Source organism: Vibrio splendidus (assembly GCF_001557875.1).
Classification (GTDB): domain Bacteria; phylum Pseudomonadota; class Gammaproteobacteria; order Enterobacterales; family Vibrionaceae; genus Vibrio; species Vibrio splendidus_F.
On sequence record NZ_LNRF01000001.1, the window covers coordinates 206983 to 227321 of the forward strand.

The 20339-nt window shown below is 44.6% G+C and carries 25 protein-coding genes; 17 read left to right on the top strand and 8 right to left on the bottom strand.

Annotation, left to right across the window (positions count from 1 at the left end; translation table 11 throughout):
- Positions 1-271 precede the first annotated feature (271 nt).
- Positions 272-1069, top strand: a complete 798-nt coding sequence (locus ATB74_RS00870) for a DUF4344 domain-containing metallopeptidase (protein ID WP_061015844.1) — start codon at positions 272-274, stop codon at positions 1067-1069.
- A gap of 103 nt (positions 1070-1172) precedes the next feature.
- Here the strand turns inward: ATB74_RS00870 and ATB74_RS00875 are convergent, their stop codons facing one another.
- Positions 1173-1559 carry a tautomerase family protein gene (locus ATB74_RS00875; protein WP_060980884.1) on the bottom strand — a complete coding sequence of 129 codons (387 nt, stop codon included), beginning with the start codon at positions 1557-1559 and terminating at the stop codon, positions 1173-1175.
- Between the two features lie 252 nt (positions 1560-1811).
- On the opposite strand from ATB74_RS00875, the gene ATB74_RS00880 reads away from it, so the two are divergent.
- From ATB74_RS00880 to ATB74_RS00950, 15 genes are all read left to right on the top strand, one after another.
- A complete protein-coding gene (locus ATB74_RS00880; protein WP_061015845.1) occupies positions 1812-2432 on the top strand; it encodes an LON peptidase substrate-binding domain-containing protein in 621 nt (206 codons plus the stop codon).
- A gap of 110 nt (positions 2433-2542) precedes the next feature.
- Positions 2543-3190: a sigma-70 family RNA polymerase sigma factor gene (locus ATB74_RS00885; protein ID WP_060980882.1), complete on the top strand. Its 648-nt coding sequence runs from the start codon at positions 2543-2545 to the stop codon at positions 3188-3190.
- Positions 3183-3863 carry a ChrR family anti-sigma-E factor gene (locus ATB74_RS00890; RefSeq protein ID WP_061015847.1) on the top strand — a complete coding sequence of 227 codons (681 nt, stop codon included), beginning with the start codon at positions 3183-3185 and terminating at the stop codon, positions 3861-3863. The genes ATB74_RS00885 and ATB74_RS00890 overlap by 8 nt, the downstream gene beginning before the upstream one ends.
- 139 nt (positions 3864-4002) lie before the next feature.
- The gene (locus ATB74_RS00895) at positions 4003-4950 is read left to right on the top strand and encodes a YbgA family protein (RefSeq protein WP_060980880.1); all 948 of its coding nucleotides are present in this window, start codon (positions 4003-4005) and stop codon (positions 4948-4950) included.
- On the top strand, positions 4947-6392 hold the full coding sequence (gene phrB, locus ATB74_RS00900; RefSeq protein WP_061015849.1) for a deoxyribodipyrimidine photo-lyase: 1446 nt from the start codon (positions 4947-4949) through the stop codon (positions 6390-6392). The genes ATB74_RS00895 and phrB overlap by 4 nt, the downstream gene beginning before the upstream one ends.
- A gap of 14 nt (positions 6393-6406) precedes the next feature.
- Positions 6407-6838, top strand: coding sequence for a nuclear transport factor 2 family protein (locus tag ATB74_RS00905; RefSeq protein ID WP_061015851.1), 432 nt, complete (start codon positions 6407-6409; stop codon positions 6836-6838).
- Positions 6838-7569, top strand: a complete 732-nt coding sequence (locus tag ATB74_RS00910; RefSeq protein ID WP_061015852.1) for an SDR family NAD(P)-dependent oxidoreductase — start codon at positions 6838-6840, stop codon at positions 7567-7569. Before ATB74_RS00905 ends, ATB74_RS00910 begins: the two co-directional genes overlap by 1 nt.
- A 2-nt stretch (positions 7570-7571) precedes the next feature.
- Entirely contained in the window at positions 7572-8843 is a 1272-nt protein-coding gene (locus tag ATB74_RS00915) for an NAD(P)/FAD-dependent oxidoreductase (protein ID WP_061015854.1), read from the top strand.
- Positions 8840-9646, top strand: coding sequence for a DUF1365 domain-containing protein (locus ATB74_RS00920; RefSeq protein WP_061015856.1), 807 nt, complete (start codon positions 8840-8842; stop codon positions 9644-9646). The genes ATB74_RS00915 and ATB74_RS00920 overlap by 4 nt, the downstream gene beginning before the upstream one ends.
- Positions 9647-9751: 105 nt before the next feature.
- A complete protein-coding gene (locus ATB74_RS00925; protein WP_061015859.1) occupies positions 9752-11032 on the top strand; it encodes an SAM-dependent methyltransferase in 1281 nt (426 codons plus the stop codon).
- The gene (locus ATB74_RS00930) at positions 11010-11531 is read left to right on the top strand and encodes a DUF2878 domain-containing protein (RefSeq protein ID WP_048663953.1); all 522 of its coding nucleotides are present in this window, start codon (positions 11010-11012) and stop codon (positions 11529-11531) included. The genes ATB74_RS00925 and ATB74_RS00930 overlap by 23 nt, the downstream gene beginning before the upstream one ends.
- A 3-nt stretch (positions 11532-11534) precedes the next feature.
- Positions 11535-12110, top strand: coding sequence for a chalcone isomerase family protein (locus tag ATB74_RS00935; RefSeq protein ID WP_061015861.1), 576 nt, complete (start codon positions 11535-11537; stop codon positions 12108-12110).
- The gene (locus tag ATB74_RS00940) at positions 12107-12649 is read left to right on the top strand and encodes a DUF3833 domain-containing protein (protein ID WP_061015864.1); all 543 of its coding nucleotides are present in this window, start codon (positions 12107-12109) and stop codon (positions 12647-12649) included. The genes ATB74_RS00935 and ATB74_RS00940 overlap by 4 nt, the downstream gene beginning before the upstream one ends.
- A gap of 226 nt (positions 12650-12875) precedes the next feature.
- A complete protein-coding gene (locus ATB74_RS00945; RefSeq protein ID WP_017061275.1) occupies positions 12876-13139 on the top strand; it encodes a hypothetical protein in 264 nt (87 codons plus the stop codon).
- 131 nt (positions 13140-13270) lie between these two features.
- Positions 13271-13510, top strand: coding sequence for an RNA recognition motif domain-containing protein (locus ATB74_RS00950; protein ID WP_017057644.1), 240 nt, complete (start codon positions 13271-13273; stop codon positions 13508-13510).
- Between the two features lie 135 nt (positions 13511-13645).
- On the opposite strand, the gene ATB74_RS00955 is transcribed toward ATB74_RS00950, so the two are convergent.
- From ATB74_RS00955 to ATB74_RS00985, 7 genes are all read right to left on the bottom strand, one after another.
- Positions 13646-13990, bottom strand: coding sequence for a ribosome recycling factor family protein (locus tag ATB74_RS00955; protein ID WP_061015868.1), 345 nt, complete (start codon positions 13988-13990; stop codon positions 13646-13648).
- Positions 13991-14086: 96 nt separating this feature from the next.
- Positions 14087-14572, bottom strand: a complete 486-nt coding sequence (locus ATB74_RS00960; protein ID WP_061015870.1) for an OsmC family protein — start codon at positions 14570-14572, stop codon at positions 14087-14089.
- Positions 14573-14601: 29 nt separating this feature from the next.
- Positions 14602-14994 carry a GFA family protein gene (locus ATB74_RS00965; protein WP_017070209.1) on the bottom strand — a complete coding sequence of 131 codons (393 nt, stop codon included), beginning with the start codon at positions 14992-14994 and terminating at the stop codon, positions 14602-14604.
- 181 nt (positions 14995-15175) lie between these two features.
- On the bottom strand, positions 15176-15967 hold the full coding sequence (locus tag ATB74_RS00970; RefSeq protein WP_061015871.1) for a hypothetical protein: 792 nt from the start codon (positions 15965-15967) through the stop codon (positions 15176-15178).
- On the bottom strand, positions 15964-17526 hold the full coding sequence (locus tag ATB74_RS00975; protein WP_061015873.1) for an NAD(P)-binding protein: 1563 nt from the start codon (positions 17524-17526) through the stop codon (positions 15964-15966). Before ATB74_RS00975 ends, ATB74_RS00970 begins: the two co-directional genes overlap by 4 nt.
- A 14-nt stretch (positions 17527-17540) precedes the next feature.
- Positions 17541-17945 (bottom strand): hypothetical protein, encoded by a 405-nt coding sequence (locus tag ATB74_RS00980; protein ID WP_061015876.1) that lies wholly within the window; start codon positions 17943-17945, stop codon positions 17541-17543.
- Between the two features lie 627 nt (positions 17946-18572).
- Positions 18573-19502 carry a LysR family transcriptional regulator gene (locus ATB74_RS00985; RefSeq protein ID WP_061015877.1) on the bottom strand — a complete coding sequence of 310 codons (930 nt, stop codon included), beginning with the start codon at positions 19500-19502 and terminating at the stop codon, positions 18573-18575.
- A gap of 116 nt (positions 19503-19618) precedes the next feature.
- On the opposite strand from ATB74_RS00985, the gene ATB74_RS00990 reads away from it, so the two are divergent.
- Positions 19619-20302 (top strand): SDR family oxidoreductase, encoded by a 684-nt coding sequence (locus ATB74_RS00990; protein WP_061015879.1) that lies wholly within the window; start codon positions 19619-19621, stop codon positions 20300-20302.
- Positions 20303-20339: the final 37 nt, after the last annotated feature.

Below are 20339 nucleotides of genomic sequence, written 5' to 3' on the forward strand. Positions count from 1 at the left end.
AAGGGTTCACTTGAACCGAAATTTATCTGTTAATTACCAACAGAAACGAATCACATCGACACCGCTCATTCAGCTTGCCTATTCTTTATGGCGAACCTCTAAGCAGATTATTCATTGATAGGATAGCGCCTACTTCAAAAATTGCAGTCCTCGATGCATCAAAATTCCGTCTAAACTTATACTCTAACGCAGTAACTAACTCAGAGTACACAGCTTGGGGTATCCACCCCTGCAGCGACTCTGATTCGCAGCGTAATCACAAGGATAGCCGATGACATTATTGAAAAGAACATTGACCTGTAGCCTAGCCCTGAGTGCAATGTTTGCCGCAACTTATGCATCTAGTGAACAAACAGCCCAAAGTAACTTAATCGTCGAATACTTTGCACCGAAAAATGCCGAAGAAGAGCAGCTCAAACGCGAGATTCAAAGCAGTGGTGTTAATGACACCGTGATCGACCTGTCAAACCAACTGTTCATGTTTGAAAAGCCATTAACCATTCAATACGGCGGGGAAGAAGGGCCGCTGTACGATCCACAAACGCATCAAGTGCTAATCCCGTATAGCTTTTACGCTGAATCACTCAATTATTTTGAAAAGAACCAATACGAAAAAGAGTATGGGAAATCCGCGCAAACCGGCGCTATCGATACTTTGCTGCATACTCTGCTGCACGAAGCTGGCCATGCGTATATCGAAGACCAGAGAATTGCCATACTGGGCAAAGAGGAAGATGCCGTTGATAACCTCGCGACAGTGTTATTACTGAATTATGTGGAACATGGCGCCGATGCAGCAATCAGCGCTGCTGACATGTTCGCTTTCGAGTCAGAAAACCGCCCGGAGTATTACGACTTGGGGGAATACATCGACGAGCACAGTTTCGACCTGCAGCGTTACTTCTCCACGTTATGCTTAGTGTATGGCAGCGATCCTGATGCCTATAAGAACTTGCTCGATGAAGTGGAAAACGACTATTTGAAAGACAGAAAAGAGTTCTGCGTCGAGCACTTTGACGTGATCAATGAAAATTGGCACCAATATTTAAAAGGGAGCGACGATGCTTAAATGCGTGTCGAGAACGAGACAAACGGCTTTGGTATCAAATTCCAAAGCCGTAACCCGATAGGTTGGCTTAAGTCTTACGTGTTAAGAGTTAAGAGTTTAAACCCTAGACCTTCACTTTATATTTCAGGTCTTGAGCTTCATCGCCCGTCATGCCTCGAAATCCCCAGCAGTGCGATGGCTGTTCCTTAATGGTGATTTCGATATCAATTGGAGAGATAGCTAACTGCTTCTCTATCTCAGAAAATATCTTCTTGATTAAGCGCTTTTTGGTGTTTACCGCCCGACCTTCCATCATGTTGATCTCAATGACGGTATAGGCTTCTGTTCTTCCTTCCGGGTAAAAGAAGTCATCTCGTTCCAATGGCACAAATCGATGTGCTCGCTTGTCATCGGGTAAACCCATCTCACTGTTCAAGCACTGCTGCAACACATTAGAGAGCTGCAACTTAACTGGATTTAAGCACTCTTTGATACCATAAATAACAATCATGACCATTCCTTTGATGCAATGTTAAGTATAGAAGAACGTCAGATAGAAGCATCGTCTTGCGACCACCCATTCGCTTACTATTTGTACACATATTACCTAATGACGCGTATGAGAAAAGGTAAAAACAATGAATTTATGAACAGGTGCAACAAAATACCTATCCCTTTGCAAACATAAGCCGAAGCGAATTGATCGAACACCACCCTCCCCGCGTATATCTTCTCAAATCACATTTGAACTAAGGAGTGCTATGTGCCGAATTCACCGAGGAAGACCACGCGGACAGACGCCGAACCAGAAACACCCGTAGAGTCTTCTCTAGAGCTCGCTGTGTTTCCTCTCCCCATCTTCCTGTTACCAGGAGGTCGTCAAAGACTGCGCATTTTTGAGCCAAAGTATCTCGCGATGGTTGCTCACGCAGCGCAGGGCGATGGTTTCATTATCGCCACTCAAGACAACTCGAATCCTGATCATCTCAGTTCTTGGGGAACAAAAGTGAACATCGTCGACTTCAATATGTCGGATGACCAGATATTGGAAATTGATGTCGAAGGCGAAAAGTTGGTGCAACTTCATGACTCGTTTCGAGACGATGATAACCTAATTAAAAGTAAATTCAGCTTGTTGCCTCACTGGCCAGCCTATGAATATAAAGTGCCAAACGTGTTTACCGCATTTTTGGTTCAGTTGTTTCGCGACCACGATTCGATAAGAACACTCTATCCCACTCCAGATTTCGAGAGCCCACAATGGATCTGTGCGCGATTGCTCGAAATGATGCCTATCCCATTGGAAAAGAAAACAGAATTTACGAAGCCAGCCAGTTTTCCGTCTCTAGTTCCTTTTTTGAATCAAATCATTACGGGGCAGTAATCACTTTTCTTCACTATAATTTTGTATAGTAGAAATTAATTTAAATTAAAGTGATCCCGACTTTCTCCTTTCACGTAGTGCCACTCAAATTCGCATGATGGTTATTTACTATGCAAGTCGAAAGTAGAAGTTCAGGGAAAGGCAAGGAGCATGTCATTATCCCAGACAAAAAAACAACGACCGAATCCAAGGTTCCAGCAGAGCTTTCAAATTGGTTGATCTTGGTTGGTACAGACAGAGACAAGCAAGCATTTACCTGTTTGTTCAAGTTCTTTGCTCCTAAGATAAAGCGTTTCGGAATTAGTAAGTTAGGCAGTGAAGCTGCTGCAAACGAGCTAGTTCAAGACACCATGACCAACGTTTGGAAGAAAGCCCATCTTTATAACGAAGACAAAGGCGCTGCGACGACTTGGGTCTACACCGTCATGCGAAATGCTGCGTTTGATATGTTACGTAAAGTGAAAGCCAAAGCGGAACAGACAATCGCAGACGACATCTGGCCTATTGACGCGATGGTTGCGGAATCTCAAAGTGATGAATTACCGTTTGGCGATCATTTGATGAGCCGACACGTAATGACACAAATAGAAAAGTTGCCTCTGGCTCAGAAAACCATTGTCAAAGGAGTCTACTTTCAAGAGCTCTCTCAAGAACAGCTTGCACAACAACTTGGCGTCCCACTTGGAACCGTGAAATCACGTCTAAGACTCGCCTTAGCCAAACTTAAGGTTCACATGGGGGAACAAAGCCATGATTAAACATCACCCTAACGAAGCAATTTTGAAAGACTTTGTTGACGGCACGCTTGCTGACTCAGTGTCTCTAATTGTGTCGAGCCATGTAGAGCTATGTGAACACTGCCAAGAGAAAGTGAAACAGCTAACGGCCGAAGCAGCGAACAATGCCTTTGATAAAGAACCTGCGTTCGCGAACGAAGAGTCAGACGGCTTTTCAATGGACGACATGGATTTCGACTTTGATGCAATTGAGCAGATTACTGCTGATTTATCTCAGTCAGTGGAAGTTGAGCCAAAGGTAGAGCAAGTTTCCGTTGCAGATACCACATTCACTATCCCTCGCGCTCTCAATTCAGTGGCGAGAAAAGATTGGATGAACCTCGGCAAAATTTCACGCGCAAGACTCGACTTTGATGATGAAGCACACCACACGAGTTTGTTGCATATCGATAAAGATGGACAAGTGCCTTGCCACACCCATAAAGGCTTCGAGATAACACTTCTTTTAGAGGGTAGCTTCGAAGACGAAATGGGCGTCTACAACAAAGGCGACTTCATCTGGCTAGATGGCAATCACACTCACCAGCCTGCGACCAAAGAAGGTTGTGTGTGCTTGACCGTCTCAAGTGATGCCTTGTACTTCACTAAAGGTGTGAGCCAACTTTTCAACCCACTTGGTAAATACATTTATTAGCTTAGAAACGTTTACTGACTTCATCACAAGACTTGAGAAGCTGGCTAGAGAAAATGATATAAACCGAGCTAAAACAGCACGAAATAAGCAACAACACACACAATAAGAACAAAGAGCAATGAACGTGAGGATTTGACCAATGGATAAGAAAATAAAAATAGGCATCAGTGCATGTGTCGCCGGTCATAAAGTTCGATTCGATACTGGGCACAAACGTTCGCGTTTCTGCACAGACGATCTTGCAGATTACGTAGAGTTGGAACCGGTTTGTCCTGAAATGGGCGTCGGCCTTCCAACTCCTCGACCTACTATTCGTCAAACAAGAATGCTGGATGACATCATTCATGTTTCTCGCCCAGACGGTTCAGGTGATGTGACCAACGAGCTGATCGAGTTCGGTCAAAACTACTCGAAGAACAACCAGCACATTGCTGGATTCATTGTTTGCCAAAAGAGCCCAACTTGCGGCATGGAGCGAGTGAAAGTGTACCACCACCATGGTCGCGGCTCTGAATCGACTGGCGTAGGCATGTTCACCCAACAAATTATGGACGCTAATCCGTTACTTCCCGTTGAAGAAAACGGCCGCCTAAACGATCCCATTTTGCGTGAAAACTTCATGACTCGTGTCTTCACCTATCAAAAATGGCTCGACCTCGTTGATGAAGGTGTGACCAAACACAAGCTGATCCTATTCCATAGTGCACACAAGTACTTGGTAATGTGTCACCACGTTGAGAGCTACAAAAGCTTAGGCAAACTGTTAGCAGGTAATGAGTTAGAGATTGACGAATTGGCGGCTCAATACATCGAAGGCTTGATGACGGCGTTATCGCATCACGCCAATCGAGGCAGTCACGCCAATACTTTGCATCACTTACAAGGTTACTTTAAGAAGCAATTGAGCAGCACGCACAAGCAAGAGCTCACCAATCAGATTGCATCATTTAGAGAGGGCGTAATTCCACTGCTAGTGCCCCTAACGTTGATAAACCACTACCTAATGGAATACCCAAACGAGTACTTGGAGTCACAGGTTTACCTAAACCCTCACCCACAAGAACTTAAACTGAGATACGGATATTGAGCAACATTCTATGGATAAGACGAGACCTGAGGATTCACGATAACCCAGCGCTCGTCGCGGCAGTTGAAAACGGCGTGTCTATCGCCGTTTTTATTTCAACACCGCAGCAATGGCAGCAACACCACCTTGCACCAATCAAAGCCGATTTCATCTATCGTCACCTAAAACAGCTCGAATCCCAACTCGCTGAGTTTGGGATTTCATTACTGCACCTCAAAGCCAGTGATTTTGATGACCAAGCCCAACAGCTCATCGAATTATACGAACAACTTGATGCGAAGTGCGTATACGCAAATTCAGAGCCTGAGGTAGATGAACAAGCTCGCGACCAAAAACTCATATCATGCGGTGTGAATCTACAAATCAGCGACTGCGACGTTATGCTGCCATTGGGTAACGTGCTGAATAAACAGGGCGAGATGTTCAAAGTCTTTACGCCATTTAAGAACGCGTGGTTAAAAGAAGTTCAGTTGAAAGGCATCATCTGTAGCCCAGCTCCTATCGTGCCCGCTAAGCTTCAACAAACACAGCTTCAACAAACTCAGCGTCCACAATTACAACTTCCTGACGACTTAAAAGCTTCAAGAATCTCCGCTGACTATGATTTTGACTTTCCGCGTGTTGACTCAAGTCGCTGGCCATTAAGCCAAGATGTATTAGGCAATGTGATTCCCAATTTCTTAGGCAATAAAGTCAACGACTACGCGCGTCTGAGAGACATTCCCTCGGTAAAAGGCACGTCTGGTCTATCCCCTTATTTGGCGATTGGCGCTGTGAGCCCACGTTGGCTAGCGATTCAGTTGATTCAGCAGCAACCGGATTTGTTGTTTGATACTCAACTGCCGGCCTTTTCTTGGCTCAATGAATTGATTTGGCGAGATTTTTATAAGCATTTGATGTTCCACCATCCTAAACTGGTTAAAGGGGCAAACTTTCAGCAAAAATACAATGGATTAGATTGGTATCCCGACCATGCTAGCTTCAAAGCTTGGTGCGAAGGAAGAACAGGATATCCATTGGTTGATGCGGCCATGCGTCAATTGCTCGAAACGGGCTGGATGCACAACAGGCTAAGAATGGTAGTGGCAAGCTTCCTGACCAAGCACCTGCTTATTGACTGGCGTTGGGGCGAACGTTTCTTTATGTCGCACCTTATCGACGGTGACTTTAGCGCCAACAATGGTGGCTGGCAATGGGCTTCAAGTACTGGCTGTGATGCTCAACCTTACTTTCGAATTTTCAATCCAATCACCCAGAGTGAAAAGTTTGATCCAAAAGGAATTTTTATTCGTAAGTACATACCAGAGCTGCAAAACATCCCAGATAAGCATGTTCATTTTCCACATGACTTTATCGCTAAAAACGGGATAGACAGCGAATACTGGCACCCCATCGTTGAGCACAAAGAAGCACGATTGAGAGCCTTAGCCTTCTTCAAATAATTAGAGCGAATATTATGGATAACTCTCTATGGCTTGATAACTTTCTCAACATGTATCGAGAGCTCGGAACCGACAATTTCGACGTGCTGAAGACGGTTTATCACCCTGATATTGAATTCCAAGATCCGCTGCACCATGTCAGCGGTATTTCTGCGCTTACCCACTACTTTGAGAACCTCTACACCCAAGTGACGAGCTGTTACTTCCACATTGAACACACTTTCGAAGCGAGCAACGAAGCTTCTGTTTATTGGACGATGCAATTTGCTCACAAGCAGTTAAATGGGCAAAAGCCGATCGAAGTACAAGGACACAGTCATCTCAAGATGCTCGACGGTCAAGTGATCTACCACAGAGATTACCTCGACGTCGGTTCTATGTTGTACGAACACATTCCAGTACTGGGCTGCGCGATTAAATCCATCAAAAAGAGAGCGAGCAGATAATGCGTATTATGATTACAGGCGCGACCTCAGGTATCGGCCAATCCCTTGCTAAAGATTACGCTCAGCAAGGGCATCAGGTGATTGCTTGTGGCCGTAATCCAGACAAGCTGCAAGCCTTAGTTGATTCGCACGAAACAGACATCGCGCATTCATCCATTACACCGCTCTGTTTCGATCTGACCGATTACCACAACTTCCCAGAGCTCGACCAAGACAAGCCGCTCGATCTGCTGATTTTAAATGCGGGTGATTGTGAATACATCAACGACCCAGTGAATTTTGATGCTGAGCTTTTCGAGCGCGTCATCAACATCAATCTAATTTCAATTGGCTACGCCCTTAAAGCCTGGCTAAAAAACATCAAGCCCGGCGGCCGTTTGGTTTTAGTAAGTTCCAGCGCCAGCTTTTTACCTTTGCCAAGAGCCGAGGCTTATGGCGCTTCAAAGGCAGCCCTCACCTACTTAGGCAGAACACTGTCGGTTGATCTGGCCGAGCACAATATTCATGTCTCAATTGTGCACCCTGGCTTTGTTGAAACGCCTTTAACCGAGAGAAACACGTTTGCTATGCCTATGATTATTAGTAGTGAGGCCGCCACTCAGCGAATTGTAAATGGTATTGCTCAAGGAAAGAGTGAAATCAATTTCCCAAGACGATTCATCATGTTGATGAAGCTATTAAGAATGCTTCCAACTCCAGTTTGGCAAAAACTCGCTTCGAGGATGGTATAACAATGAAGAAGATAGCCATTATTGGTTCAGGCATCTCTGGACTCACTTGCGCGCACATATTAGATAAGCACCACGACGTAACAGTATTCGAAAAGAATGATTATGTTGGGGGACACACCGCGACTGTTGATATTGAACATCAGGGCTCGGCGTTTTCGATAGATACAGGTTTCATCGTATTCAACGATCGAACCTACCCAAACTTCAATCAGCTACTCGAACAACTCGGTGTTGAAAGACAGCCCACTGAAATGAGCTTTAGCGTCCACAACACCACCACCAAGTTTGAATACAACGGCCACAGCATTAATTCGTTATTCGCGCAAAGGAGTAACATCTTCAAGCCGCAATTCTGGTCTTTGGTATCTGACATTCTTAAGTTCAACAAACTGTGTAAGGCTCAATTCGAAAGCAATGAGTTCACACCGGATGTTACCTTAGGCAGCTTCCTAAGCGATAACCAATTTTCCGACTTTTTCAGCCAGCACTACATCTTACCGATGGGTGCTGCGATTTGGTCAACAAGCCTTGAAGAGATGGAAGAGTTCGAACTTAAATTCTTTATTCAGTTCTTCTACAACCACGGCCTGCTTGATATTGCTAACCGTCCTCAGTGGTATGTGATTCCAAAAGGCTCGCGTTCTTACGTTGAAATCATCCTTTCACGCTTGAGTAAACCTGTTGCACTGAATACATCGATTAAACAAGTGACTCGCCAAGAAACGGGCGTCACGATTGAATTTGAAGATGGCAGCACACAAGACTTCGACGAAGTAATCTTTGCTTGCCACTCAGACCAAGCCTTACGTCTGCTTGGTGATGCAACAGAACAAGAGCAACAGGTACTGGGCGAGATCCCATACAGCCGCAATGAAGTGGTTCTGCACACCGATACTAGCTTGTTACCAGACAGAAAACTGGCTTGGGCAAGCTGGAACTACATGTTGGATGGCGACAGTAAACGACCAGCCTGTGTCACTTACAACATGAACATTCTGCAAGGCATCGAAAGCCAAGACACCTTCTGTGTCACCTTGAATCAAAACGAAGCCATCGACCCAGAAAAAATCATTCGCAGCTTTGTTTATCATCACCCGGTACTTAACTCGAACACGGTCGAAGCTCAACACAAGCGTGAGCAAATCTGTGGCAAAAACCAGACGCACTTTGCTGGTGCTTATTGGTATAACGGCTTCCATGAAGACGGTGTCCACAGTGCACTCGATGTGACCAAACGCTTCGGTTTAGATTTGAGTTCGAGTTCAGCGCTATGAACAGTCAAACCCTGACACCCGAGATGGGGACCGCATCCGAAAAGAGTGAAGAACTCAGCGGTATCTATTGGGGAAACGTCAGACATCGCCGCTTTGGCAACATCACACATGAGTTTAGTTATCAACTGTATATGATGGGGCTCGATCTTGACGAACTGCCCCAAACCACAGCGCGCAGTGCGCTGTTTGGAACTCGTTGGTTCAACCCGATTCGCTTTGTCGAATCGGATTATCTCGCTGAAAAAAAAGTAAATGTCACTACGGATGAACCAAAATCACTTAAGCAACGTATAGCTTCCAAAGTGCAACAACTTGGTGGTGTTTGGTCTGAATCAAACCGTGTGACGATGCTGGCTCAGTGCCGCTGTTTAGGCATCTATTTCAGCCCCATCAACTGTTTCTTCTGCTATGACGAAACTGGAGATTGTAAATACATGTTGGCAGAAGTGAGTAACACGCCTTGGCGAGAAAGACACTACTATCTGATCAACATGCAACAAGAATTGAAGGTAAAAAAAGAGTTTCACGTTTCGCCGTTTATGGACTTGAACATGACTTATTTTTGGAAGATTAAGCCACCAGCGAAACGCACGTTAGTTCACATCGAAAGCCGCCGAGACAACAAGCTTTTCGATGCGACACTGGCCCTGACCAAACAGTCAGTAACCAAGACAAACATTAGACGAACGGTATTCAAGATTCCGGCTATGACCATAAAAGTCGTGATGGGAATTTATTATCAGGCTCTCAAATTATTCCTGAAAAAAGTACCGTTTGTGGCGCATCCAGACTCAACATCTTAAGCGCTTAAAACAGAAATCAATTCTAGCTTAGGTTCGCTCCAATCAAGGAGCAAAACTCAGCTTAGTTGGCACAAAATATTAGAATGAGTTATCAGCGAGGTTTACATGGAACAGCTTGCCAAACAAAACAACAATATTGAACAACAAGCTAAAGCCGTTGCTGTTTCAAGCAACTGTAAATATCGAGCTTTAATTTTCAAGGTTTTAGAAAGCCTACAATTCGCGACGCTTGAGATCATTGAGCGCGACCAGCATTCAGTATTTGGTGATCGAGAAGCCGAACTGAAAGGTCGAATCGTGATTCATGATGCGACCTTTTTTAGAGATGTCGTTATCAACGGCAGCATTGGGGCATCTGAAGCCTATATCGATGGCAAATGGACCAGTCCAAATCTGACGCGTGTGATTCAAATCATGGCTCGTAACCAAGCCCAATTGGATGAACTTGATGACAAGACACAGTGGATTTCTCGCATCAAAAACCTCTTGCTGCGTCGTAAGAATGCCAACACCGAACAAGGCTCCAAGCGCAACATTCTCGCCCACTACGATATTGGCAACGAGCTGTATGAGCGCTTCTTAGATAGCTCGATGCAGTACTCTGCCGCTATCTACAGCGAAGATGCACAAACCCTATCCAAAGCTCAACAGAACAAAATGAAAACCATTTGTGAGCGATTAGAGTTGTCTGAGAAGGATAGCGTGGTTGAGATAGGCACTGGCTGGGGTGGCTTAGCCATCTTCATGGCGCAACACTACGGTTGTCATGTCACTACCACCACAATCTCAGATGCCCAACACGCACTTGCAGAACAGAGAGTCAAAGCACTTGGTTTAACCGACAAAATCACCCTGCTTAAAGAGGATTATCGCAACCTTACAGGAGAGTATGACAAGTTGGTCTCTATCGAGATGATAGAAGCGGTCGGCCATGAATATCTACAAACCTTCTTTGAAAAATGTTCGTCGCTACTTAAGCCCTCAGGCAAGATGCTGATTCAAGCAATTACGATTGCTGACAGCCGTTACGATAAATACCGTAAGGGCGTTGACTTTATTCAGAAGTACATATTCCCCGGCGGCTGTTTACCTTCGGTTTCAGTGATGACCCAACACCTTGCGACTAGTACAGATCTTGTGGTTCAAGAAATTGACGACATTGGTCTGCACTATGCTCGAACGCTTAACGACTGGAACATCGCCTTTGAAAATAGTTGGGAAGAACTAGAGTCTCTCGGCTATTCAGAAGAGTTTAAGCGCTTATGGATCTTCTACTTCTGTTACTGTGAAGGTGCATTCAAAGAGCGAGTGATCAGTACTCACCATTTAGTCGCAAGAAAACCTCGTTACTTTGGAGCAAAAGATGAAACGGTTTTGGATTATTAATCTCGTACTGTTTCAAGCGACCTGGGTTTGCAGTGCCTTCTTTACCGCGCAAGCCCCGTTCGTCACACCACTGATTGTAGTGGTTCATTTCCTCCTATCACCGACTCGCAGTAGCGATCTTAAGATACTCATCTTATTACCATTAGGGCTATTACTTGATAGCCTCTTCTTTCACTTCGGCGTGTTTGCCGTCGACTCTGCAATTGCTAATCAATCGTGGTTTCCAGTGTGGCTTGTTTGCCTATGGATCATGTTCTTAATCAGTTTTAACCACAGCCTAAATTGGCTTTTAAAATGCTCAAAAGTGATCTTGTTTGTCATAGGGTTCGTAGCAGGTACTAGTAGTTATTGGGGAGGCATCAAAGCAGGCGCCCTCCTGACTACTTGGCCAGATGCATCGGTAGTTGCTGCCCTTGCAATAAGTTGGGGGATTTTGTTGCCCTTACTGGTGGCCGCCTACTCCAACTTAGTACAACCTAAAATGGCAATATCGAGGTGACTTATGGCTTATCCACGCAAACCGACACAAACGTTCAAACCTGAGCGCGGTATTGTTCACCCTCATCAGCAAGCAAAAAACACACTTTTAAGCTTCATCACTCTCTCGTTAATTTTTGCTGCGCTCTTATTCGCCGGAAGCGTTAAAGCCTCTGCTGTCGGCGATCTAAACAAACGTGGTGAAGGTGAAATGAGCTACCTATTTTGGACTCTCTACTCGGCAGAATTCTACGCGACTCCAACCAACTCTGAACGAGCTTTAAAACTTGAGTACTACCGCTCTATCGATAGCAAAGACCTCGTAGACGCTACCGAAGATCAGTGGAACAAGCTTGGCTACTCTAACAGCAACATTCAACGTTGGTTGAAACCCTTGTACGCGATGTGGCCGAACGTAGAAGAAGGAAGCACACTCACGATTCGTGTCGCTGAAGATAACGTGAGTCGCTTTTATTTCGATGAACAACCGATCGGCATCATTCAAGACAAACAATTTGGCGAAGCCTTTCTAGCGATTTGGTTATCTGAAAACACTTCTGAACCCGCTCTTCGTAAACAACTTTTAGGTTTGAACAAATGAATCCAAAAACAACAATAATAAAATTCGCTCTGGCATTTTTTTCTCTCACCTGGCTAGTGGGCTGTGGCTCTGCAAGTTTAGAAGACCATGTCGACACTACGCCAGAGCTCAAGCTTGAAACCTTTTTTAATGGCGAGCTAATGGCCTACGGCATGGTGCTCGACCGCTCTGGTAACCTACTGCGACGCTTCGATGCCAAACTGGTCGCGACTTGGGACGGTGACAACGGAGAGATAAAAGAGTGGTTCTCTTTTGCTGATGGCGAGCGATCAACCCGCGTTTGGAACCTGATGAAAACTGGCGAAAACACCTACTCTGGGACTGCCAACGATGTCGTTGGAACCGCTTATGGGGAGACTCAAGGTTCTGCTCTATATTGGAAATACGACTTAGAGATTGAAGTAGACGGCAGCACCTATGAAGTGGTGCTAGATGACTGGATGTTCTTGATGGACGACAAACGCTTGTTCAACAAAACTGAGATGTCCAAGTTCGGCTTTAAAGTCGGAGAGGTCATCTTATACATAGAGAAGATTTGATATAATTGTCATTTCGGATTCTGGCCTTCGCCACTTCTGCACGCAGCCCACAATGAAAATTGTGGGCTGTTTTGTTTGTTCCCGCGAATTGCATACCTGCAAGCTCAAGCCTCTGTGCTAAGATGCGCCACCAGCACGCAAATGGGCTAGACTCACACTAAGCAGTCCCCATTTGTTTCGCTAAGCGTAGATTCCCTACCATGAATAATTGAAAAGGCTTTAAAGCATGAGCAAGTTGACCTCAGCGGAGCGTAAAGCTCGCGACAATGAACGTTTCTCACAACGCGTAAACGACCGCAGAGAAAAAGGTGAAGACGTAGTTGCTTACGCACTGACCAACAAAAAAGCTGTAAAATTCCTGACTAAGTCCGAGAAAAAACGTTTCAACGAAACGAGAGCGACTCTTCAAGAAGAGAAGCGAGTAAAAGAACAAGAAGAGCTTAACCGAATCGAAGACGCGTTCACGATCAAACAGTTCGACGACGAATAATCACGTTTGATTACTCAAAAGCGCTGGCTCTGCGTAGTAAAACCAAGCAAGCGTGATCTTAAATTATTATGTCAGGGTGAGCACAAAAATGTGCGACAATGCCCAGCGTAAATTCATATTCAAGGTTTATTATGAAACTTCTAGTTCGTAACCTATCGCGCTCTACTTCTGAGCAAGACATCCGTGTGCTATTTTCTGAGTTCGGTTCAGTAAAAGAGTGCAGCCTAGTTTTAGACCAAGAAACTGGCGACTCAAAAGGCTTTGCTTTTGTTGAAATGCCAGAGCACGAAGAAGCGAAAGCGGCACTAAACAAGCTGAACATGACTAAGCTTGGCAAAAACACGATTCGTGTAAAAGTGGCTAACTCTTAATCGAGTCACGCTTTATAAGCCGCATAGCTTAGCAGCACAGATGATAAAGCCCGTAACGATATTACGTTTTCCAGCGCAATATCGTTACGGGCTTTTTGCTGCTTGCAATTCTCTTTTCACACTATTCGAATACGCCTAGAGTCCTTCGTGTTCATCAATGGCACGTCTTGCTTCTGCCATTGAACATCCAGACTCCATCACCAGCTGAGCGACCGTCATCGAGGGTGTTGCCGCTAGCAGCGAAGCCAAACACACCACAGGTTTAGGCAATACTTTGTCTATCGCAATGACGATCCAACCATCTTTTTCGTGGGTTAACATCGTTTTAAATTCAACGAGTTGATCTTCTTGAGCGACCAGCAACCAATTACGTGAACGGCGAACTCGTTTCAACTGACATCCACATTCAGCTGCATTAGCCATGACTTGGCCTTTATCACTCACACGATGAACAAAACTATTTAAAGGGACGCTAAACATAACCTATATAAGAAACTCGACACTTGGGCTCAGTATTATACCAACCGCAGCAAATAATTGTTCACCCTAGCTTATACAACAAAGCGTAACGAAAGATTACCCTATGATTTCTGGCACGATCTCAGTTCTTATCACAATTTCTGTCTTGACCGAGTTCGCGATAAAACAGTTTTTGTGCGCAAAATGATGCAGTTTGTCGAGTTGTTTGGCGGTTGGCACCTTAGTGCCTGAGAACACAATGTCAGGTCGCAGAGTCACCTTAGTTACCGATGAGCGGCCTGATTCATCTTCCTCAAGTACACCTATCGCATCATCAACGTAAGACTCAATTACGTACTTTTGTTTAGCAGCAATGCCCAAAAAAGTCAGCATATGGCAGCTAGAAAGTGCTGCAATAAACGCTTCTTCTGGATCAACATTCTCTTCAACAGAGAGTGGCAATGGCACAACATGAGGCGATGACGACGCAGGTACAATAACGCCACCATCAAACTCCCATGTATGGCCCCGGCTATATTGATTGTCGCTAAAGGCTTCATCTTCTGATTTTTGCCAGCGAATGATCGCTCCATATTCAGACATAATCCTTTCCCTTTTTAATGCTCAATAAATTAACGATCAGCAGGATGATTGACACCATCATTGGTCACCACATCTCCAATATCAAAAGGGTTCACCCCTTCTAAACAACCAATATTGAACCCATATTCATTTGGGCTAGAGCGACGTTGATGATGGGTATAGATACCGCAGTTTGAGCAGAAGTAATGCTTCGCGGTGTTGGTATTGAATTGATAAAGCTTGAGATGCTCTGCACCTTTGAGGATCTTGATGCCATCAAGCGCAACAGAGCCAACAATCGCGCCTCTACGACGACAGATAGAACAATCACATCGACGCGGCTTTTCTATTCCGTTGGGTAGGCTGAGTTCTAGTTCAACTGCACCACAGTGGCAGGTGGCTTTGTGAAAAGGTTGGATAACCGTGTTACCGACTACTTTCATTTCTCTCTCCAATCACGTCCTTGTATTGCACGCATCATAACCAGTTCAATGAACTCTGTCCTTAAGCTGACGTTGAGTTCGAGAGCTCCATCATGGGTTAAGAGAGGTGCCTCGGAATGGCGTGGAGAGTTTGAGGCAAGTTAAACACCCACGTCATTCCATATTGAAAAACGGAACCAAGTTACATAAAGAAAATTCCGAGATAAGTGATAACAACGACACCCAGAATCAGTCCAGAGAGCGACTTACTAATTATTGGCAATTGAATAAAGCTGCTTAATCGATTTGATACAGCAAAGTCCTTCCCTCCCCAATCTAAACGCTTAAAATCGAAACATAAGCTGAGAAACAGAAGGTGGCAGGCTGTCACGATACGAGCATGGAAAAAATCCTCCGCACCAATCGCTATCATAAAGGATGCAATATGGCAGATAGCGAGAGTAAGTTTCGGCAAAACTGAGCGATACTCCACCAACAGCAATTGAATTAACCAAAAGCCATAAATCACTTTTAATTGCCAAGGAACCACTTCACCAAATAAGAGAATCTTGCCCTCTCCTAACAGTAAGGTTTGTTCACCCGTATATACCCAATACGCAATTGTCGCCGCGAGCACCATCGAGATAAACATCGACAGGTAGGCCTGCTTTTTGAGTTGCACCAATACAAAACCAACAGACTGGAGGACAAAAAACACGACCAAACCTTTATCGACATACTCGACACTCACCCACTGACTCACCGCCATAAAACACAGTAGGTTAAACCCCATTTCGAGACCAAGGATTCGCTTTATCTCACTGGCGTTTTCGACTGGTTTTGTCAACGGCCAGAACAACACAGGCAAAACTAAAGTCAGAGCTAGTGCAAGCCAAATCGAGCTTTGCACAAGTAGATAGAAGCCACTGCCGTACACTAGGCAAATAAGTAAAAATAGCCCGGATGATAAAGGAGAATAGACACTTGATTTCATCGATGCTCCTCGCGTTCAGAAGAGACACGCTCAACCAGATCTGCAGCACATAGATTGGCAGTTTCAATGCATCGTTCCAGCGTAACGGGGACTCGCCAAGTTTGTCTTGGATCAGACAGATACTCACCGCTAAAAAAGACGTTAGAAAAGTTATTCATCGTTGTTGATAGCGAATTCTGAGCTGTTGGCTGAGTTAATGCGTGTTGCAGGACCCAATAACGGGATTGCCCACGCTCATTAGTCACCACATCGCCACAAAAGTAATCGGAATATAAGGTTTCCAATTCTTGAGGTGTCACCATTTTCGCACCAAGACCAACTCTGAAACCTTGATAAGCAGAATGGTCGAGTAAATCTAATTGCCCAAAAAGCTGGAACAGTAATTCATCCTTTACCTGCTTCTCTGTACAAGACAACATCGGCTTTTGATAAAGGAGGCCGAGCGCCTTATCAAGATCAGTCGCTGTTACCGATAGACATGTCACCTCTCCTTCAGACGTACTTCGAGTCGTCACGTGATAACTCAATCCCCAAGGAGAATCGAGAACTAATCCCACCGTCCTATTCTTCAATACCGAAGGGACTTGAGAGAAATAGAACTGAAACCCGTGGCTCAGTACATACTCATAATTTAATACTGAACTGATCTCTGAGAATAAAGGTTTGATAACGTGAGCGGGAAGCGCGAAGACGTAATAATCAGCTAAGACACGACAATCATTATGTAGCAGCACACTATCAATCCGAGTTCGTTTTTTATTGGGATAAATGGCTTTGGCTTTGTAGCCTAAGTGAAATTGAACGCCTTGCTTTTTAAGATGGTGAGTCAACGGATTAATAAGCGCATCACTAATCGGTTCTTTCATTCCCAAACTGTACGCGTCGGGGGCAGAGGCATGCAGTTCTCCATCTTTATTGTTGAGCAAATCCAAAATGGCCAACGCTGGCGTATCATCCGTTGCTCCAATCCAACCTAATAAGACCGAACGAAGGAAGCCAGCAAGTCCAGGCCTAGACTCATAAGAAAAAAACTCACTAACAGGAACCCCAAGCAGTTCCTCCATCGAATACGGTTTCTGTAACCTTTGCTTAAACCAAAGCGTGTCCTTTATAGGAACTTGAGCATAAAGCATTGAATAAGCAGACTTTGCGTCATCCCATAGCTTTTCAAAGCGGGAAAAGTACCCGCGTTGAAACTGTATCGTCTTATTATTTTGCGCCCAAGAAAACTGAACCATATTCTGGGGATACAGTGAATCTAAACAATTGCCAGACTCACGAGGAACCTCTTTAAGGAAGTTTATCAAGTTGTAGTTTTTGGCGAAAAACTGTCGATGGGTAAGCTCATGAACCATGCCTCCCTCATCCACCGTTCCGACACATTTTCCTCCGGTGTAGAGCTCCTTATCGTAAATAGCCACATCGAAGCCTTGTTTTACACAATTATGAGCCACTGCTAAGCCAGAAATCCCAGCACCGAAAATGGCAACTTTGGGCCGCGTAGGGCCGGTGCTAACACCGACCTCACTTTCACTCTCATTGACATAATGACAGGTCATATTTTCTCCTTAAACTATCGGTTCAAGATGACATGATTCGCGAGCTCTAAACGATATAGGTCGTGATTCGGAAGCTGATTCAATACTGGGTTGATGTCTAATTCAAACGGACTATTAGCCAGTGAACGACACATAATTAGGTCATCCCCAACAATCATCACTTTCGGTGTCGCACCCTCCCAGACAAGTTGTGCCGATAGGTTTAGATCACTGATATTAATTCCGCAATCGTAAGTGCGAGAATGCAAAATACCATTTTCTATTTCGTATCCACCAACTAACGCGATTGGATGCTGAACGGTCGGAAAGACTATCGACTCATTCACCTCAGTAGTTTGTTGAGTTGGGAAAGTTATAGCGTCTTCGGCGTGAACAAAAGAAGCAGCAAGAAGGGTCACGAAGCCAAGAACGTTTTTCATTATATTTCTCCATTATTATATTTATTAGCGGGAATGTTCCCAAATGAGAATCTATCTCAAATTCAATGTCACAACTATTGGCTTATGTATTTTAATTCTGTGAGAGATACACCATTGATAGGGAAGGCGACAAAAAATAAAAAACTGATAAATATTAGATGGTTAAATAGATAAAAAAGACAACAAATGACCAAATGGGTAGAAGAAGAGCTCTACGAGAGTTTCTTTGACGTCGTGATTTATTCAGGCTCTGGATGAGGGAATTAATAAACCTGAATAATTACATGCGCTTTAAATCATAAAAAGCTCAAATAACAACTCAAAGGCTTCCTTACTAACACATTGATTATTAATATTTTATAAAACAGGACAATCTCTCACCTAAACTTGCGAGAAGACAGCTTGATCTTTCCTTCCGACCTCTATTTTTAGCAGCAAAAGGGGATTACATAGGAGGATATATTTCAATATGGATGAAGTACGAACGTGTGACGAACAGAGGAGGAATGGTGTCATTTTCGATGAAGAGATCTTTTCACTGACAGACCTCTTATCATAAACATTTGCCGCCAGACAAAGCTGGCCAGCATTGGGGCTTCACTATTGATAAATTAACAATAATTGTTCTCAGCTTGACCTCTCGACCAAACCAATGAAGTTCTCAAGAAGATAATCCAAAAACAGCCGAATACGTTTCGGCTGATATTTCTTGCTGATGTACACCACACTCAAGTCGGCGCTCGATACTGAAGTCGAGGTGTTAAAGTTCTTCATGTAGCCATTAAGCAAAGTCACAAGGCGTTGGTTATTGATGTCATCTTGCACATCCAAAATGGATTTCAGTGCAATCCCCTCGCCTTGTAACGCCCAATAACGAATCACTTCGCCATCGTCCGAAAAGCGTTTGGGTACAACCGTTACGGCTTTCTTTGTGTCATGGTCTTGAAAGTGCCAAGTCTTGAGTTCTTCATTGCTGCGCAGCATCGCCAGACACGCATGATCAACCAAATCTTGTGGTGTTAACGGTGTTCCATGTTTAGCAAGATATTCAGGAGAAGCGCACAACACGCGGCGACTCGGAGATAAACGTCTGGATATCAAGCTGCTGTCGACCAACTCGCCGTAGCGGATCACGATGTCCATGCCTGATTCGGCGATATTCGATAGGTTATCGTTCAAATACAGGTAAGGAATCACATCTGGATACTGCTGACAAAATTCCGACAAAATAGGAAGGATGTACTGCTTTCCGATATCTTTAGGTGCCGCAATCTTTAATGGGCCTTTAACCTCTTTGACGCCATTTTGAATCAGGTTTTCGGCCTCGCTGACATTATCCAATATTTCCAGACATGCCTTGTGATACAGCTCCCCAGAGTCAGTTAGAGACACATGTCTTGTGCTTCGGTTCAGCAGTTTCACACCATAACGCTCTTCCAACGCCTGAAGCCTTGCTGTCATGGTCGCAGGAGAAAGCCCTAACTCTCGCCCCGCCGCTGCTAACCCGTGATGCTTAACAATGCTCACGAACATCGCCATATCTGAAAACTTGTCCATTCACCTCTCCTACTATTCAGTTAATCCGAATAATGATTTTATATTTTAGCCAATTATCAAATTTAGTCGAATAAATATAATGACAACCATCAGCAGAACACGCAGGAATTCAGAACATGAACAACGAACTTACAAACCAAGAAAAGCACACTTTTGTCATCATTGGTGGCACATCAGGTATCGGCAAAGAATTAGCGATGCAATTGAGAAACGACAACAACACAGTACACATTGCCAGTCGACATACAGGTGTGGACATCAGCAATGAAAAGTCGATTTGTGAATACTTTGAATCCATTGGTCCCTTCGATCATTTAGTCGTGACAGCGGGATCATCCGCTCCGGCGGGAAAGGTGACAGACGTTGCGATTGAAGATGCAAAAACAGCATTTGATACCAAATTTTGGGGCAGCTTAAACGTTGCTAAGCATGTTGCGCGTTACATGAAGCCCAACGGCTCTATCACACTTACCACAGGCATGTTGTCACGCAAAGTGGTCGCAGGCACTTACGTAAAAACAGCCATCAACGCCGCACTTGAAAGCGTCACTAAGGTGCTTGCGAAAGAACTCGCACCAATTCGAGTGAACGCCGTAAGCCCAGGCTTAACCATGACAACAGCCTACAAAAACATGGACGACACAGCTCGCTCAGCCATGTACGACAATGCCAAAAACAATTTACCCGCAGGCAAGGTTGGCGAAGCTTCAGAAATCGCGATGGGTTACCTGCTCGCGATTAATAACCCATACGTGACTGGCTCAATCATCGACATCGATGGCGGTGCTCTACTCGGCTAACACTCCGCAAAGAAGCAAAGAACAATCGTTAGGGCGT

Excerpts from the sequence above, each read along its gene's own strand:
- ATB74_RS00870 (WP_061015844.1), top strand. The coding sequence starts at position 272 with ATGACATTATTGAAAAGAACATTGACCTGTAGCCTAGCCCTGAGTGCA.
- ATB74_RS00875 (WP_060980884.1), bottom strand. The coding sequence starts at position 1,559 with ATGATTGTTATTTATGGTATCAAAGAGTGCTTAAATCCAGTTAAGTTG.
- ATB74_RS00885 (WP_060980882.1), top strand. The coding sequence starts at position 2,543 with ATGCAAGTCGAAAGTAGAAGTTCAGGGAAAGGCAAGGAGCATGTCATT.
- ATB74_RS00890 (WP_061015847.1), top strand. The coding sequence starts at position 3,183 with ATGATTAAACATCACCCTAACGAAGCAATTTTGAAAGACTTTGTTGAC.
- ATB74_RS00895 (WP_060980880.1), top strand. The coding sequence starts at position 4,003 with ATGGATAAGAAAATAAAAATAGGCATCAGTGCATGTGTCGCCGGTCAT.
- ATB74_RS00905 (WP_061015851.1), top strand. The coding sequence starts at position 6,407 with ATGGATAACTCTCTATGGCTTGATAACTTTCTCAACATGTATCGAGAG.
- ATB74_RS00910 (WP_061015852.1), top strand. The coding sequence starts at position 6,838 with ATGCGTATTATGATTACAGGCGCGACCTCAGGTATCGGCCAATCCCTT.
- ATB74_RS00915 (WP_061015854.1), top strand. The coding sequence starts at position 7,572 with ATGAAGAAGATAGCCATTATTGGTTCAGGCATCTCTGGACTCACTTGC.
- ATB74_RS00920 (WP_061015856.1), top strand. The coding sequence starts at position 8,840 with ATGAACAGTCAAACCCTGACACCCGAGATGGGGACCGCATCCGAAAAG.
- ATB74_RS00925 (WP_061015859.1), top strand. The coding sequence starts at position 9,752 with ATGGAACAGCTTGCCAAACAAAACAACAATATTGAACAACAAGCTAAA.
- ATB74_RS00930 (WP_048663953.1), top strand. The coding sequence starts at position 11,010 with ATGAAACGGTTTTGGATTATTAATCTCGTACTGTTTCAAGCGACCTGG.
- ATB74_RS00935 (WP_061015861.1), top strand. The coding sequence starts at position 11,535 with ATGGCTTATCCACGCAAACCGACACAAACGTTCAAACCTGAGCGCGGT.
- ATB74_RS00940 (WP_061015864.1), top strand. The coding sequence starts at position 12,107 with ATGAATCCAAAAACAACAATAATAAAATTCGCTCTGGCATTTTTTTCT.
- ATB74_RS00945 (WP_017061275.1), top strand. The coding sequence starts at position 12,876 with ATGAGCAAGTTGACCTCAGCGGAGCGTAAAGCTCGCGACAATGAACGT.
- ATB74_RS00950 (WP_017057644.1), top strand. The coding sequence starts at position 13,271 with ATGAAACTTCTAGTTCGTAACCTATCGCGCTCTACTTCTGAGCAAGAC.
- ATB74_RS00955 (WP_061015868.1), bottom strand. The coding sequence starts at position 13,990 with ATGTTTAGCGTCCCTTTAAATAGTTTTGTTCATCGTGTGAGTGATAAA.
- ATB74_RS00960 (WP_061015870.1), bottom strand. The coding sequence starts at position 14,572 with ATGTCTGAATATGGAGCGATCATTCGCTGGCAAAAATCAGAAGATGAA.
- ATB74_RS00965 (WP_017070209.1), bottom strand. The coding sequence starts at position 14,994 with ATGAAAGTAGTCGGTAACACGGTTATCCAACCTTTTCACAAAGCCACC.
- ATB74_RS00970 (WP_061015871.1), bottom strand. The coding sequence starts at position 15,967 with ATGAAATCAAGTGTCTATTCTCCTTTATCATCCGGGCTATTTTTACTT.
- ATB74_RS00975 (WP_061015873.1), bottom strand. The coding sequence starts at position 17,526 with ATGACCTGTCATTATGTCAATGAGAGTGAAAGTGAGGTCGGTGTTAGC.
- ATB74_RS00980 (WP_061015876.1), bottom strand. The coding sequence starts at position 17,945 with ATGAAAAACGTTCTTGGCTTCGTGACCCTTCTTGCTGCTTCTTTTGTT.
- ATB74_RS00985 (WP_061015877.1), bottom strand. The coding sequence starts at position 19,502 with ATGGACAAGTTTTCAGATATGGCGATGTTCGTGAGCATTGTTAAGCAT.
- ATB74_RS00990 (WP_061015879.1), top strand. The coding sequence starts at position 19,619 with ATGAACAACGAACTTACAAACCAAGAAAAGCACACTTTTGTCATCATT.